The sequence below is a fragment of the Leifsonia sp. Y878 genome (assembly GCF_057669685.1).
In genome coordinates, this window is the sequence record NZ_JBYHFS010000001.1 from 1,323,449 (window position 1) to 1,339,649 (window position 16,201).

The window sequence follows — 16,201 nt, forward strand, 5'->3', positions numbered from 1 at the left end:
ATGACGGCCGACTGGCATGACTTCTTCGTTGCGGCGGCCGGTGCAGGCGCAGCGCTGGCCGGGCTGATCATCGTGGCGATGTCGGTCAACATCGGACAGATCATCGCGATCCCCACGATGACCTCACGCGCCGGCGCAACCATCGGTTCGCTCGTGCTGATCGTGGTGGCGTCGGGGGCAGCGCTGATTCCCCGCCAGGCCAACCTCGCGCTCGGACTGGAAATCCTCGCCTTCGCCGCCGGCGCCGCTGCACTCTACATCGACGCAGGCTGGCGGATTATCGCGCGGCGCGGCGACTGGCCACTCGCACCAAGCGTCGTCAAGGCGATCCTCGGTCCGGTCCAGATTGCACCATTCCTGGTCGGCGGCGCGCTGCTGTCCGCTGACAATCCGGTCGGGCTTTACTGGATCGCCACCGGTGTGATCCTGGTCTTCATCGGATCAGTGGTGAACGCCTGGGTGCTTCTCGTCGAGATCCTGCGCTAGCGCGATGACTCACGCAGGGCGCGGAGCAGCGTGCTACTTGTGGGTGTTCGCTGACTTGGCAAGAGCGACGGCGCAGGCGATGATCAGCACGCCGCCGATAGCAGCGAAGGTAAGAAGAATGCCAATCAGGACACCGGCCATGAGGTTTTTGCTCCGTTCGTGGCAGAGTGCGTGCGGACCGAGTGGTCAACGCTCGCCTCAGCGCATGGTGCCAGCGTACCGCGAGAGCGGAGGGGCAGCCAGTCGGGCGGGGTGGTGAAGCAGCGCCGACGGCGCCAACGACACGCCCTGTCCGAAATTGTGTGGCCGGGAATTCCCTGATCAGGCTAGTCTCTTCGCTATGTCTGCCAATAACGGAACGGCGCGAGAATTCGTCGGGGGCTTCCTTGGTGTGATTGCAATGAGCGCGGCAGCGGGGGTCTTGGTTGCTGTGGGGATCACTCCGGCACTCGCCGTGAGCAGCATTGCGGTCAGCAATACCATCGGCGTCTTTGAGAAACTCCCCGAGTACCTAGCCATCGATGAGCTCTCCCAGAAGAGCAATATCTTCGCAACGGGCGGCGACGGGTCCCCCGTGCTGCTCGCATCGTTCTACGACCAGAATCGTGTTGAGGTCGCCTCAAGCGAGATCAGCCCCTTTGTGAAGGATGCTGTCGTCGCGGCCGAAGATCCCCGTTTCTACGAGCACGGTGGCGTCGACCTCGAAGGAACCGTCAAGGGCGCTGTCACATCGTTCGCAGGCAAGGAGCTGCGCGGTGGATCCTCCATCACGCAGCAGTACGTCAAGAACGTACTCGTGCAGAAGTGCGAGCTCATCGTCGACCAGGACAAGCTCGACGACTGCATCGAGGACGCGACAGACCCCAACCCGGGACGCAAGATCAAGGAAATGCGCTGGGCCATCGGGCTGGAAAAGAAGTACTCCAAAGATGACATTCTGCGCGGCTACCTGAACATCACCGGCTATGGCGGCACCGTCTATGGCATCGAAGCCGCCGCCAACTACTACTTCTCCACGTCGGCCGCGAATCTCACTCTTCCGCAGGCAGCCAGCTTGGTCGCAATTGTCAACAACCCGGTCAAGTTCCAGCTCGACAACCCGGAGAGCGAAGAGAACGGCGTCGCAAACGGCTACGCCGCCAACAAGGAGCGCCGCGACTACATCCTGAAGAAGATGCTGAATTTCGGCAAGATCACCGCCGAAGACTACACAGCCGCAGTCGCCGCGCCGGTGGAACCCACGATCAAGGAGCCGAGCACCGGATGCCAGACGGCAGGCGGCAGCGCGTACTTCTGTGACTACGTCACCTATCTCCTGAAGACCGACCCTACGTTCGGGGACGATGAAGATACCCGACTCACGAACTTCCGCCGCGGTGGCTATGACGTGTACACCTCACTCGACCTCGACTTGCAGATCGCTGCAGAGGGCGCAATCCGCGACAACGTGCCACAGACGTACGACGGCTGGGATGTCGGTGCCGTTATCACGAGCGTTCAGGTCGGCACAGGGCGCGTACTCGCGATGGCACAGAACAAGATCTACAGCCAGGACGACGAAGTGCTGGCTCTCGGCCCGCAGTACGAGGCCATCAACTACAACACCGACTACAACCAGGGCAACTCCGGTGGTTTCCAGCCCGGCTCGACATACAAGGTGTTCACCCTCGCCGAATGGCTGAAGGAAGGACACACACTCAACGAGCGCGTCGACTCCAGGCGCAAGTCCAATTGGGGAACGTTCAAGGACAGTTGCGATGGGCCGCAGAGCTACTCGGACTTCAACCCGAAGAATGACTCCAGTGAGGCCGGCGTGAACTACAGCGCCCTGGAGTCGACGATCAACTCGATCAACACTGGCTTCATCGGTATGGCCAAGCAGCTCGACCTGTGCGGCATCGGCAACACAGCCGCGGCGTTCAAGGTGCACCGCGCAGACGGCGATCCGTTGAAACACAGCGCGGGTACCGTGCTCGGCACCGAAGAGGTCGCTCCTCTGTCCATGGCTGTTGCCTTCGCCGGGATCGCCAACAACGGCACAACGTGCTCGCCGATCGCCATCGACAAGATTGTGGGCCCCGACGGCACTGAGATCGCAGTCCCAGCGTCGACCTGTGACCAGTCGGTCGAACCTCGCATCGCCGCCGGCATGGTCTACGCGATGAAGCGGGTGTTGACCTCAGGATCTGGCACGAAGTCCTATGGGGCGACGTCTCCCCGAGTGCCCATGATCGGCAAGACCGGAACGACCGACGGAAACAAGGACACCTGGATGAGTGGCGCCAGCAGCAAGGTGGCGACAGTTGTCGGCGTGGTCAGCGTCTACGGCGATATCGACCAACGCAACACCTACTTCGACAGCGGACAAGCTGCCACGGCCAGGCACCGGATGTGGCCCGTCGTAATGTCCGTCGCCAACGCGAAGTACGGCGGAGATGACTTCGCCGAGGCGACGTGGGATCTCATCCAGGCTCCGCAGGTGAATGTGCCAGACCTCCGCGGTAAGACGATGGCCGACGCGAAATCCGTGCTCGAAGCCGCCGGCTTCAACGTCGTGGATGGCGGAATCACCCAATCAGAGATGCCGGTGGGAACCGTGGCCAAGAGCGACCCGGCCGGTGGCACCAGCACCGGGCGCGGCTCTACCGTGACCATCTTCTCGAGCGACGGCGTCAAGATCGTGGTGCCTCCCGTTGTACCGGTTCCGGCACCTGGCCCCAACCCCGGTGGCGGCAACAACGATGGCGGTAACAATGGCGGACCGGGCAACCGTTAGGCGCTGAGACGCTGAGCGCAGACTGATCTGGGCACACAGAAAAGCAGCGAGGTGCGTGGCTCTGGGCCAACGCACCTCGCTGCAGGTGAATCTGCGTGCTACTGCTTCTTAGTACCAGCCACTTGACTGCGACTTGTCCCAGGCCGCGCACGGCGTGCCATAGCTGCCGGAGATGTAGCCAAGGCCCCACTTGATCTGCGTTGCGGGGTTGGTGGCCCAGTCAGAGCCGGCCGATGCCATCTTGCTGCCCGGCAGCGCCTGCGGGATGCCTGTGGCACCGCTCGAGGCGTTGTAGGCATTGACGTTCCAGCCTGACTCCTTGTTCCACAGGCTCACGAGGCAGCCGAACTGGTCAGCGCCCCAGCCGTACTGGGAGGCCATGAGGTCGCGGGCGATGGCCTGCGCACCCGACGGGTCAGTCGGAGCAGCCGGACGCGACGACGTCGAGGCCTTCGGAGCAGCGGGTGATGACGATGACTTCGCTGCGGCGGCAGCGTCCTTCGCTGCCTTGGCAGCTGCGGCGGCTTCTGCCTTGGCAGCGGCCTCGGCCTTGGCAGCGACCTCAGCAGCGGCGGCGGCCGCTGCTGCTGACTCCGCTTCGAGGCGATCGACCTCAGCCGTTGCGGCGCGAACTTCGTCGCTCCTGGCCTCGGTCTCATCGACGAGCTCGTAGACACGGGGTGTCTCAAGCGCGGTGTAATCGGCCAGGGCGGTGACGGATTCGGTCAGCGGCGTGGCATCCGTCTTGCCCGCTGCCGCGGCGAGGACGACGTTCGCGCCGGCGATGGCGGTTGTGGCGTTGTGCGCGGCGTGCTCTGCAACGGTCTCCGTGTACGCGGTCAGCTTCGTGGCCAGAACCCGGTTGTTCTCCGAGATTGCGTTGACGGTTGCGGTGGCCTCGCGCTGCTCGGCGACCGCGGTCTGCACGCCGAATCCGGTGCTGACGATCGCGCCTGCGGCGACAATGGCGCCGGCCGTGAGCATGCGCTTACGAATGCGAAGCTGGCGGGATTCCCGCACAACAGCGCTTCTCGTGGTGGCGCTTATGGAGATGGGGCTTGTGGCAGTAGCGCTCGTGTCGGTATCGAGGACTGCGGTTTCGGGTGAGGAACGGTCAGCGCCGGGGACGCTGTTGGACGAACGGAAGCGATTTTTTAGAGAGGTAAGCATAACTTTCACAAAATGAACCGCTCGGACATGAGTCCAACGATTCGTACTAGACAATCCACGGGCGGGCTACCGCGCGGGCGAAGTTGCAATTATGCAAAGTTTTTCTGGGCGGTTTCTCACGCTTTCCTGCCAAAGTCATCAGTGCTCTGGCTTTTTTGCACCGCGGCAGCGAACATGCCCATCTGCTCGCTCGGTCGCATCGACGGAGTAGCCACGCTTCTACGGAAAACAGTAGTAAGGACACGTGCAGCTCCCCCATTCGGCGGGATGCGCGGGCCGCTGGGTCCGGAGGCCTTCCCCGCGATCCGCTAGACCTTTCTGACGAATCCTGACTTCAGCTGCATCGCTCCGATGCCGTCGATCTTGCATTCGATGTCGTGATCTCCAACACCGTTGATCAGGCGAATGTTGCGCACTTTGGTACCGACCTTGACAACGGTGGAGCTGCCCTTGACCTTGAGGTCCTTGATAACGGTGACGGTATCGCCGTCGGCGAGAACGCTGCCGGAGGCATCCGTGATGACGAACTCGTCCACCACGTCGTCGACCTGCTCCGTGGGGACGTTCTCCCACTCGTGGGCGCAGAGCGGGCAGACCAGCAGGGCACCCATCTCGTAGGTCAGGTCACTGGAGCATGCTGGGCAGGGCGGGAGGGTCTCGTTCACCTTCCAACCGTAGTGGGCCACCACACAGGCAGGCCTTCGCGTTCGCAGCGTGGTGGGGCAACTCCCCCTGGCTCCTGCTTGGCGCCTACGGGGCAAGCCGCGGTGCCTCGGCGATGCCGAACTCGTCATGCAGCGCTATGAGTGCGGCGAACCAGCCGTTCATTCCCTGCACGGCAGGGCCAGGCGGTGTCGACGCCGAACACAGGTAGACCCCGGGAGCCGGCGTCTTCCACGGTTTCGGCGACACCACCGGACGCTTCACGAGCTGCCGCAGTGTGACGGCTCCCCCCAGGATGTCGCCACCCACGAAGTTCGGATCGTGCTCGGCCATGGCGAGTGCCGACCGCGAGGACGAGCCCACGATCGTGTCCCTGAACCCGGGGGCGAATTGCTCAACGCGGCGGATGATCGTCTCTGTCATGTCCACGTCTGAGTAGGCGGGCACGTACGCGTACGTCCAAAGTACCTGGTGACCGGCCGGCGCCCGTGAGTCATCGAGGATGCTCGGCTGCGTGACCAGCACGAACGGATGCCGCGCGTGCTGCCCCCGAAATACCACCCGTGTCGCCTCGGTCAGCTCTGGCCGGTCCCCGCCCAGGTGCACAGTCGGGGCGAGTGCGACCTCCGGGTTCGCCCACGGCACCGGACCATTCAGCGCGAAGTCGACCTTCGCAACCCCGCTGCCGTAGCGGTAGCGGCCAAGCGCGCGTCGATAGCGCTCCGGAAGGGCTGCACCGGCAAAGCTGGCCAAGAAGCGTGGTGAGGTGTCGAGCATGGTCACCCGCGCGGGTTCGAGATCGGCCGGCGAGCGAATCTCTCGGTCGAGTTCGATCTGTCCCCCGTGCGCCAGCACGTCTGCAACCAGCGCGTCTGCAATCATCTGCGAACCACCGCGGGGATAACCCCAACCTGCTGCATGGCCAAGCACGGCCAGCAACAGTCCGGCGCCCGCCGTGCCAAGCGACGGCTGGGGTCCCCCGGCGTGGGCGGCGGCACCGGCGAACAGGGCAGGGGCATCCGCGCGGCGAAAACGCAGACGCCACAGCTCTGAGCCCTGCTCGAGGGTGCGGAGGCCGTACTCGATAGCGGCGAGCGGGACATCCGGCCACTGCAACAGCTGGGAGCCTGTGAACGAGAGGACGCCCTCAAGACGGCCGAGGAGCGGCTCGATCAAATGCCTCCATGCCGGACCATCAACGCCAAGACGTTCCACCGTGCGATCAAGGTCACGATAGGCGATGGCGGCATGCCCTGCCGTGAGCGGATGCGCGTACGACACGTCTGGGATGATGAACTCCACGCGCTCGGTCAGACCCCATTCCCGAAAGAAGGGCGATGCGAGCGCCGCTGGGTGCACCGCAGAACACACGTCATGCCGGTAGCCAGGCAGCGTCAGCTCAGCCGTGCGCAGGCCGCCGCCGGCCAGCCCCGCACGCTCGCTCATGTGTACAGAGAGCCCAGCGCGGGCGAACACGACGGCAGCCGCCAGCCCGTTCGGCCCCGTTCCCACAATGTTCACGTCAGGCATGCGGTCGCTCTCCCAATCCGACGGGTCCGGCCAGGTCACCCATTTCGATGCGCACCCACCACTCTGCCGTTCTACGCCGCTCCGCCCTGGTTGAGAAGCGGTAGAGGTAGATGCGGGCACGCAGCCATTGCGGAGGGGCGCTGGGGAACGGATTGACGCGCATCAGCTTCAGCGTGCGCCTGTCACCCTCCAGCAACCGCACCATGAACACCTCGAACCAGCGGGTGTCCGGCGACCCGAGGGCCAGAAACCACATCAGCCAGTCGAGCCGCAGGTGGTACGGCGCGAACTGCCGCGGCCGGTATGCGAGCTCCCCCGGTTTGCCCTTGAACTGGTACTCGCGCCAGTCGGCATCCGCTTCGGGGATATCAGCGTCGCTGCCCTCGACGATCACCTCGAACCGATCCCTGGTCACCGTGCCGAATGCGCCGTACGCATTGACGAGGTGATAGCGGTTGAAGCTCGCATTCATGAGTTGGTGGTGGCTGAACAGGTTGCGAAGCGGACGGTAGCTCAGCACAAGGAGGAACACGGTTGCCGCGAGCACCAGCAGCGTGAACCAGAGCGGCGAGGTCTGCCCAGCGGTGCCCGGCTCCGGCAGGAACGGCAGGACGAAGCGCAGCGACTCGTCATCGACGGCGCAGAAGGCCAGCACGATGGTGATCCAGTTCAGCCAGGCGAAGTTGCCAGTGAACACCAGCCACAGCTGGGTGAGGATGATGATCGCGGCCGCAACGGATGCCACGGGCTGCGGCGCAAACAGGAAGAACGGCACGACGAGCTGCGCGAAGTGGCTGCCGACGACTTCGGTGCGGTGAAACCATTTCGGCGCATGGTGCACGAACCAGCTGACCGGATTCGGCATCGGCTGCGTCTCGTGATGGTAGTAGAGCGCTGTCAGGTCGCGCCACTCGCTGCCACCGCGGATCTTGATCATGCCGGCCCCGAACTCCAGCCGGAACACCAGCCAGCGCAGGAAGACCAGAATCGCCAGCGGAGGCACCACCTCGTTCGAGCCGAGGAACGCCACCACGAACCCCGCTTCGAGCAGCAGGCTTTCCCAGCCGAACGAATAGAAGGTCTGCCCAACGTTCACGATCGACAGGTATCCGGCCCAGAGCAGCAGGAAGACCAGCAGCGGCAGCCACGGAGGGCCGAGTTGCGGCAGACCGATTACAACGGATGCCGACAGCACGATTCCGCACCAGGCCAGCGTCAGCAGCATCCGGTCGCTGTATCGCCAGTGGAACAGGCTCGGCGATTGTCGATAGCGGATGCGCGCCACGAACCGCGGCACCGGAAGCAGGCCGTGCTCGCCGAGCAGGGCAGGGAATTGGTTCACTGCAGAGATGAAGGCGATGAGGTAGCACGCGCCTATCCCCCGCTGCAGGATCTCCCGAGCGTATTCGTAACTGCCCCCGAACCAGTCCATCTCGCAGCCAACGTTAGGCCGCTGTCACGGGGCGTCAATGGTCGCGCACCGGTCGCGCACGGGTTTCGAGACGGCCCTGGCGGGCCTCCTCAACCACCGGAACCCCTGCCTCCGTTGGTTGAGGAAGGCCGCTCGCGGCCGCCTCGAAACCTCGTGAGCCGATATCGAAGCCGACGTGCGGCGGTTTCGAGACGCGGCCTCGTTCCTCGGTCGCTCCTCAACCAGCGAGGTGGTGACTACTAGGCGGGCACCGGTACTGGGGTCGACAGCGGCGTGATGTACGAGTATCCGGTGGCGTTGTTCTTGGTCATCGAGAGCACGAGGTCCATGTATGGCTCCAGCGCCGTCACCTTGTCGAGCGGCGAGCCGACGATGAGCTGGAATCCGAGGCCCTTCCAGGCGGCAACCGAGCGGCCGGCGAACTCTGAGTCTGACTTCACGAACCCCTCATCGAGGAATACCGGTGCGAACCGGGGGCGTGTGCGGCTCTCGTCGCCGAGCTGGAAGCGCAGTGCTGCGCCGACGACGAATGCGACGAGCTCCTGGGTCTCTCCACCGCTCTTGCCGCCGAGCGACGAGTAGGTGCTGATCTCCTGGCCGTCGAGCGTGGTGCGCACCGCTGTGATCTCCACGTGCTTCCGCACATCGAGCAGCGCCTCGCGGGTCAGCGATGGCTTGGACTCGTCTTCTGGCTTCCGGATCTGGGCCATGAACTGCTGCAGGCGCCGGAATCGGTTCTCGGTCTCGTCATCGGTGAGGGTGTCTGTCGATCCGTTGGAGAGCGCCTTGAGCTCTGCGCGGAATTTCACCGAGTCGTCGCGGTGCAGGCGGCGCAGCGAGATCTGCAGGCGATCGTGCCCGGCTCCGAACGGCAGCGACGACAGGATCTCGTTAATGGGACGCAGCCGGTCTTCGATCTCCTCGATCGAGGTGTTGAATGCGCCGGTAAGCGGAACGAGGTCCTGGCCGCTCCACGTTGCCAGCCGGCGCTTCCACTCCTGGCGGCGTTCATGCAAGCCGAGCGTGAGGACGGAGTCGAGGATGTCGCGGTAGCTGGTGTACGACTCCATCGACACCCCGATATTCGGGTCTGGCCAGCGGCTCTGGAAGGCCTCAAAGATTCCGATGAGTGCGTCGCGTGCACTCGTTGCGCTTTCCCTGTCGCTCGCAGACTGCTCGATGAGTCGCTCCCGCAACCGGCGCACACCGGCGTCGAACGCGGTGAGGTCTGTCGGGTCGCCCACTGCAGCGAACTGCGCGTCGAGGTGAGAGGCCTGCTCCTCGGAGAGCGTCACCGTCTGGTCGCGCTCAATGCGCTCCAGCTGGGTGGTGACCTCGTCTTCGCGGTCGACGATTGCCGCCTGCTCTGCCGCGAGGTGCTGGGCATCGCGATCCGCCGCGAACTTCTGCAGCTGGGCGGCCTCGAGCTCGGCGCTCAGCCGCTCTTCGTCATCCTTCAGGGTGCGCAACACGTCGCTGGTGGCGAGCACGCGCTGGTGTTCAGCGTGCTTCTGGGCGACCCTGGCCTCTGCGGCAGCTACGTCGATCGACGCCCATGCGGTGTCGACGAGGAACTGGCTGGCATCCTTCTCTGCGCGCAGCGCTGCCAGCGCTGTCCCGAGCGAGGACACCTCTGCGGCCAGCGCAGCGGCCTTCGCGGTGAGGCGCTCCAGCTCGCTATCGATCTCTGCCTGGCGCACGGCACTGGAGTATCCGATGATCGGCTTCTGGTCTTTGTTGACGCCGTGGGCGCCACGGTTGCCGTTGCGGGTCTGTCCGCTCACTGTCACACGCGGTCCGTCACCCTGCAGCGCGGCCGGCGACTCGACGCACAGCGCATCGAGCGAGGCAGATTGCACCCGCCTCTGCACCCAGGGGGAAAACGGCGAGTCCTTGAAGACCAGCTTCCCAGACACATAGCGAGTATCGCTCGGGCCTCCTGCTGACGATCCGGCCAGCGCGCCGAGGGCCACGCCCTCAAAGTGAATCCGCACTGGCAGGTGCAGCGGATCGATCGCCTGGCTGAGCGCGGCGAGGCGGGTCTCGTCGACGAGCACGACGCGGGCAACGGATGCCAGGCTCACCTCCGCGGCCTGCCGCCACACTTCTTCGCCCGGCGCGATGTCGATGAGTTCGGCGAGGAATGGCAGCTCGTCTGCGGTCATACCCGCAGCTTCAGCGATCAGCAACCGCGCGTTGTGCAGGTGCTGGGGAACCAGGCTCTCGCGTCCGCTCAGGAACGTGCGTTCCTGCTTGAGGACGCGAATCTGGTCTTCGATCGGATAGGCATCCCGCAGCAGGGCTGCGCGCGACTCGTCGAGGGCGCGCTCGTTCGCGGCGAACCCGGCGAGTGACTCGGCGGCCGCTGTCTGTGCAGCGGTGAAGTCGTCGTTGGTCTCAATTGCGGTGGCCAGCAGCTCGATCCGCTCGTCAAACCGGGCGCGCTCCCGCGCCAGCTCGTCTCGCTTGTCATTCAGCTGGGCGAGCTCGCCCTGCAGGCCGGCCAGCACGTCGCCGCCGTTGTCGCGCTGGCGCGACTGACTCTCCGCGACGCGCGCCTTGAGGTCCTTCTCGGCGTTCCTGGCTCGGGTGAGCTCGGCCTGGACATCCGCGCGCTGCAGCCGGTTGGCATCCGCTGCCGCGGCGAGCAGCCGCTGTTCAGCGCTCAGCTGCCACAGCAGCAATGGCGTGTCACCGGTGCGGTGCACGCCGAACGTGTCGATGAGGGCCGCCTTGGCGCTCGAGGATTCGAACTCACTGAAGAGCTCAGGCAAACGCTCGAGCACCTTGGCCTTCTGCGCTTCTGTGACCATGGCGCCGTATGAGCGTTCGAGGTCTTCGAAGTGGGCGACGGCCTTGTCAGCCGCGGCAAAGGTGGCCGGCTCCTCAAGCACCATCGACTTGTAGAGGCCGTCGACAGTCTTGACCTGCTGGCCGGCTTGGATGCGGGCCAGTAGGCGCAGCGCCTTGCTGCCATCACCGTTCGCGCCGATACCGAGCCTGGTGTGGAGGGTCTGGGCAAATGCCGCATAGGTGTCGAAGACATCCAGTTCAGGAAAACGCGTTTTCAGGGCGCGCTTGTCGAACTTGGAGTCCACGACATCGCCGAGGTCGCGCAGGTCGAGCGCGCCGTCAACGGTGGCCATCTTCATGGAGATGTCGGTGAACTTGTTGGTGCCGCGGGGCACGAAATATGTGCGCAGCACGGTGAAGCGGCGCTCGTTGTCGTCGATGAACGTCATGGCGATGGCGCCCCAGGTCGACGAATCTGCGCCGCGCAGCACCTGGTCGTGTAGAGCGCCGGTGTCGGCCTCGCGGTTGGAGTCCGTCTTGCCCTTGAGGTAGGTCATCAGGTTGCGCTGGTCGGCGCTCCGTGCCCTGCCGGAGCCTGCGTCGTTGGATGCGCCATTGAACGGGGTGTCTGAGGGCATCATGAGCGCCAGGTAGGCATCGAGCAGCGTGCTCTTGCCCGTACCTGATGCGCCGGACACCAGCGTCGCCGTCGATGCGAACGCGATCTCGTGGTGCCCGTGGAATCCGCCCCAGTTGACCATCTGGAAGGTCTCGGCTTTCCACTGCGTGGTGCCCTCGGTCAGTCCGTCAACGTAAAACAGCGGGGAATCGCTCATGAGGCGGGCTCCAGTTCGGGCTCAGTCGCCGCATCGGCAGGGGTGTACTCGGTACTGGTGTCAGGGCTGACATCGGTGCTCGCCTCACGGCCGGCATCAATGCTGCTGTCACTGCTATCGCCGCTGGCGTTCTCGGTGACGAGCCACTCCAGCAGTTCGGCCAGGCGTTCAACGGGCAGCAGTACCTCGATGACGGGTGAGATGCGGAACCGGTCGGGGTCGCTCGTCTTCAGCAGCACGCGCGCCTTGACCAGGCTCTCGATGGCGCCGGCCGTGCGGCGGGCGTCTCCTGACCGGTCGGTGGCGTGCTCTGGGCGGAAGTGGGCAACGTTGGCCTGCAGGTTGTCGCGGTCGACGAGCACGATTTCCTGGCCGTTTGCGCGCTCACTGCGGAAACGCTGGCGCAGCAGCACGAGCAGAATTGTTTCCTCGCGCGTGTACGCAACATCGTGCAGCAGGGTCGGGAATGACTGCCCGCCCTCCGGCACCGCCTGGCGCTTGAACGCAACCTCGTAGTTGTAGTCAACGTGCAGGTCAAGGAAGAGATCGTTGAGACGCGACTTCAGCAGGGTCGTCGATTCGAGCAGGGTGCGCCAGGCCGTCGGCTGGCTGGCCGCCGAAATGTATCGGTGCTTGAGCAGCAGCACGAGCGTCTTGCGCTGCTGAACGGTGAGTCCACCCTCGTCGCCCTCGAACAGCGAGAAGCTCTCCGTGCCCTCGTCCAGTTCGGTGATATCCGTCTCGTTCTCAGCGTCGGAGAAGTTGTTCGTTCCGGCGTCCTGCCACTCGTCAGTCAATGTTCGTTCCGTAGTCCAGGGCGGCCAGGGCCGCCGTCTCGTCGTCGTTCAACGTGATGCGCGGAACGGTGAATGTGCGCCGCGACCCATCGGGGCGCACCGCCTCGAATGTCTCCAGCAAGCCAGTGCGGTTGACCGCGTCGATCTGCGTCGCGATCTGCATCAGGCCCAGAATCTCGACGGGCCTCCGCAGGTCGGCGTCGAGCTCGTTGAAGGCGTCACCGATCGACTCAGCGCCGCCATCGGCGAACGCGCTCACCAGCGCGTTCTGCATCTGGCGCAGCTGGGGGCCGCCCTGCTTGCGCATGTCGTCGAGGCTTGGTGGCAGAGGGGCGTCGTCGGAGACGTCATCGAGCGGCGGCGGTGGCGTGTGCAGGTCGGCGTCGTAGAACTTCTCCCGCAGGTGCGGGGCGTCGAGCGTGCCTGGCATCAGCTCTGCCGTGACCACAGAGCGCGGGCCGGCCGTCTCCATCCACGTCGCCAGTTCCTTGTTGATCTCACGCAACAGCAACTCAAGCTCGCGGTCTTTGACGACGTCGTGGTTCACGATGTGCTCACGAAGCGTGGTGGTCAGTCCGTTACGCTGGGTGAGCACGTCGTCGATGCCCTTCCGAATCAGACCGACCGTCGCCATGAATGCTCGTCGTTCCGTGGCCGAGAGGGTGTCGGCGAACGGATGCAGCAGGATCGTCTCCAGGTCATTCTTGAGTTCCTGCAGCAGGGCGTCGTTCCGAAGCAGCACGAATGCGCCCTCGAAAGCGCGACCTTCAGCGGTTGACGACATGAGGGCATCCGTCTTGGAGAGGTACTCGTCGAGCACCTCGCTGATCGGCCGATCCTCGGCCCGGAAGTCGTTCACGATCTGCCGGTGCATGCCGGCCACCGACTCTTCGACCCGCTTGAAGTCGCTCGGCAGCTGCCCGATGAGGTCGATGAGGTTCGCGTACCCCTCGTGCATCTGTTCGTTCGACGCGGCGGCGACCTCGCCGCCGTTCGCCAGTCGATCGCGCTCGCTCGACAGCTCTGCGATCTGCTGGTCGAGGCGACGGATGCGGTCCTCACGATCAGGGTTGGCCTGCGTTGCGCGATTGCGCACCGTGTCAACGATCATGGTGAGCCGTGATTCGCTGATCAGTGCCCGGCTGCGGGACAGGCTGTCGACGAGCGAAAGCGCCTCGAGAGCGTGCGAGGTGAGCGAGTACTGCTCCGCATCTTCCTCACCGGTTTCGCGGTACAGCCACTGGTCGTTCATCCACTGCACGCAGAGGGCGCGGCCGTTGCCGTTCGGCGTCGAAACGCCGGCTGAACGCAGGTCGGCGAGGTAGGCATCCACTTGGATATGCAGCCTGTCGGCCTGGACGCTGCGCCGATCGCGGCTGAATGCGCTCTTGAAGACGGCAAGGACGAACGGGGCCCATTTGCGGTCGAGCAGTCGCAGCGTCGGTTTGTCGAAGGCTTCGCGCACACGCGCTAGTTCGCCTGCAATTTCACTCAACGAGGATGCCCCTTTCCTGGACCTCATCAACCGTACCTGCCAGTGGGGGCACGGTGCGTACGCACACGACGCGTGCCAGCGACTCGCCATCCACAATCGGCCTCGGCGTAAACTTGGCCGATGCTCAGTTCTGCGACCCGAACCCTCACCGACTGGACGGGTGCGCCGCAGGATCAGCTCGCCATCCGCGCTGGATTTCTCGAGCATCTCAGCGCTGAGGGCGAGGGAGCCCTTTACAAGGGACTGCTGCCTGCGCACCTCACGGCGAGCTGTTTTGTGTTCTCACCAGACCTCAAGCGCGTGCTGCTGTGCTTTCACCGCAAGGGCCAGTTCTGGGTGCAGTTCGGCGGGCACCTTGAGCGCACCGACGAGTCGCTGGCTACGGCTGGGCTTCGCGAGGCGCGGGAGGAGAGCGGGATCGCCGCGCTCACGCTCCTCTCCGAGGATGTCGTCGACGTCGACCGGCATGCCCTCGCCTCGGCCTTCGGGCTCTGCCAGGAGCACCTCGATGTCGGGTTCATCGCGATTGCCGATGATGCGTCGGCCGTGACAGTCAGCGACGAAAGCGAAGACGTGCAGTGGTGGCCGGTTGGGGCTCTCCCTGCTGCGTCCCCTCCCGGGTTGGCCCGACGGGTCGAACGGGCGCGGCAGGCGGCGCTCAGCCGGGAGTACCGGCCGTGACCACGCTGTTCGGCGACGACCTGTTCGAGCGCCCGCGCCGCGAGCTCTCCCCCGGTGCGACCTGGGTACCCAACTGGCTGACGATGGAACAGCAAGCATGGACTGTTGCGCGCTTCCATGAGTGGGTGGCCGGCCCTGTGCCGATCCGATCGGCGGCCGTTCGGGGCCACGAGATGAGCGTGAAGACCGTCTGCCTCGGCTGGCATTGGCGGCCGTACCAATACTCACGGGATGCCGTCGACGTCAACGGCAACCGAGTGCTCGACTTTCCAGACTGGATGGTGCGGCTCGGCCGGAAAGCACTTGTGGCGGCATCCGGTGACCCGCATGCCGGAGACAACTACACGCCGGATACCGCGCTGGTGAACTTCTACGACAGCGACGCCCGGATGGGTATGCACCAGGACAAGGACGAGCGTTCACGCGCCCCCGTCGTGTCGCTGTCGATTGGCGACACCTGCCAGTTTCGCTTCGGCAACACCGAGAGTCGGACGAAGCCGTATGAGGACATCGACCTGGCGTCGGGCGACCTCTTCGTCTTCGGCGGCCCCTCTCGACTCGCGTACCACGGCGTGACGCGGGTCTATCCGGGCACGGCGCCGAGCGGATGCGGCCTCGAGAGCGGCCGGATCAACATCACCATGCGGGTCACGGGTCTCAGCGACTGAGCCGCGCACGACTCGCTTCATCAACCGACTCACATCCTGCTCAAACCGACTCATTTTCCTCACCGAACTCGCATCCTGCTCGACTGGCTGGAACCCTATCCTCGACAACGGAATGGGTTTCAACCCGCCGAGCGCCTAGAACGGCGGGAGACTGGTGTCCGATTCAACCGAGACCAGGACCGGGACCGGAACCAGGATCGGCGCCGAGACCGAGACCGTAGGCAGAGCGGTTGGCCCGATCTCGTTCTCAGGTTCGGTGTCGTACTTGTTGCCGGTTGGTGATGTCCAGTGGAGGATTCCGTCGTCTGCCTGGCTGACCTGCCAGCCGATTTCGTGTTTGTCGCGGTGGTTCTTCGCGCAGAGGCAGGCCATATTCGTCAGCCTCGTCTCACCCTGCTGCCCGTTCTCAGCGAACGGCACCGTGTGATCGAAATCGCTCTGCCTGGCCGCCCGATTGCAGCCGGGGAACCGGCAGGTGCCGTCCCGCAACTGCAACACCGTGCGGAGGCCGGCGGGTGGCCGGTAGCGATCCCGCCCCACGGACAGAAACGCTCCTGTCTCGGGGTGGGTGAGGATGCGGAGGAAGCTCGTCGCGTCGCCGACGAGTTCTTTCGCGGTGTCGAGGTCGATCGGCCCGTAGCCTTCCAGCACAGCGGGTTCGTCGCTGCGGCCGAGGAGCGTCAAGGCCGGTACCAGGATGACGACATCAGCTTTGATGCCGCGGCTGCCGCCACCCGTCACCGAGCCTGAGATGCCATCGCCGCCACTACTACCGCTGCCGCCACCGTTACCGTTGCCCGCGTCGAGGACCAGGTCAACGAACACATCAGCCTTCAACTGCGTCAGCGTGCGGGACTCATCCGAACCCTGCAGG

12 protein-coding genes are annotated in these 16,201 nt (G+C 64.7%); 4 read left to right on the forward strand and 8 right to left on the reverse strand.

Features of this window, described 5'->3' with window-relative positions:
- Together AC25Y4_RS06220 and AC25Y4_RS06225 are read left to right on the forward strand one after the other, a co-directional pair.
- Nucleotides 1-486 (forward strand): hypothetical protein, encoded by a 486-nt coding sequence (locus AC25Y4_RS06220; RefSeq protein WP_488119481.1) that lies wholly within the window; start codon nt 1-3, stop codon nt 484-486.
- A 340-nt stretch (nt 487-826) separates the two neighbouring features.
- On the forward strand, nt 827-3,262 hold the full coding sequence (locus tag AC25Y4_RS06225; protein WP_488119482.1) for a penicillin-binding protein: 2,436 nt from the start codon (nt 827-829) through the stop codon (nt 3,260-3,262).
- Between the two features lie 108 nt (nt 3,263-3,370).
- On the opposite strand, the gene AC25Y4_RS06230 is transcribed toward AC25Y4_RS06225, so the two are convergent.
- From AC25Y4_RS06230 to AC25Y4_RS06260, 7 genes are all read right to left on the reverse strand, one after another.
- Nucleotides 3,371-4,282, reverse strand: coding sequence for an aggregation-promoting factor C-terminal-like domain-containing protein (locus AC25Y4_RS06230; RefSeq protein WP_488119483.1), 912 nt, complete (start codon nt 4,280-4,282; stop codon nt 3,371-3,373).
- 458 nt (nt 4,283-4,740) lie between these two features.
- Nucleotides 4,741-5,097 (reverse strand): zinc ribbon domain-containing protein YjdM, encoded by a 357-nt coding sequence (locus AC25Y4_RS06235; RefSeq protein WP_488119484.1) that lies wholly within the window; start codon nt 5,095-5,097, stop codon nt 4,741-4,743.
- Nucleotides 5,098-5,182: 85 nt separating this feature from the next.
- A complete protein-coding gene (locus AC25Y4_RS06240; RefSeq protein ID WP_488119485.1) occupies nt 5,183-6,625 on the reverse strand; it encodes a phytoene desaturase family protein in 1,443 nt (480 codons plus the stop codon).
- The gene (locus AC25Y4_RS06245) at nt 6,618-8,057 is read right to left on the reverse strand and encodes a lipase maturation factor family protein (protein ID WP_488119486.1); all 1,440 of its coding nucleotides are present in this window, start codon (nt 8,055-8,057) and stop codon (nt 6,618-6,620) included. The genes AC25Y4_RS06240 and AC25Y4_RS06245 overlap by 8 nt, the downstream gene beginning before the upstream one ends.
- Before the next feature lie 239 nt (nt 8,058-8,296).
- On the reverse strand, nt 8,297-11,686 hold the full coding sequence (locus AC25Y4_RS06250; RefSeq protein ID WP_488119487.1) for an ATP-binding protein: 3,390 nt from the start codon (nt 11,684-11,686) through the stop codon (nt 8,297-8,299).
- Complete coding sequence (locus AC25Y4_RS06255) at nt 11,683-12,483, reverse strand: DUF4194 domain-containing protein (RefSeq protein ID WP_488119488.1); 801 nt, start codon at nt 12,481-12,483, stop codon at nt 11,683-11,685. The genes AC25Y4_RS06250 and AC25Y4_RS06255 overlap by 4 nt, the downstream gene beginning before the upstream one ends.
- A complete protein-coding gene (locus tag AC25Y4_RS06260) occupies nt 12,476-13,978 on the reverse strand; it encodes a DUF3375 domain-containing protein (protein ID WP_488119489.1) in 1,503 nt (500 codons plus the stop codon). Before AC25Y4_RS06260 ends, AC25Y4_RS06255 begins: the two co-directional genes overlap by 8 nt.
- Before the next feature lie 120 nt (nt 13,979-14,098).
- Between AC25Y4_RS06260 and AC25Y4_RS06265 the strand changes: the two genes are divergently transcribed.
- A complete protein-coding gene (locus AC25Y4_RS06265) occupies nt 14,099-14,659 on the forward strand; it encodes an NUDIX hydrolase (RefSeq protein ID WP_488119490.1) in 561 nt (186 codons plus the stop codon).
- Nucleotides 14,656-15,327 carry an alpha-ketoglutarate-dependent dioxygenase AlkB family protein gene (locus AC25Y4_RS06270; RefSeq protein ID WP_488119491.1) on the forward strand — a complete coding sequence of 224 codons (672 nt, stop codon included), beginning with the start codon at nt 14,656-14,658 and terminating at the stop codon, nt 15,325-15,327. Before AC25Y4_RS06265 ends, AC25Y4_RS06270 begins: the two co-directional genes overlap by 4 nt.
- A gap of 135 nt (nt 15,328-15,462) precedes the next feature.
- On the opposite strand, the gene AC25Y4_RS06275 is transcribed toward AC25Y4_RS06270, so the two are convergent.
- Nucleotides 15,463-16,201, reverse strand: a 739-nt coding sequence (locus AC25Y4_RS06275) for an HNH endonuclease signature motif containing protein (protein WP_488119492.1), incomplete at its 5' end; no start/stop codon positions are given.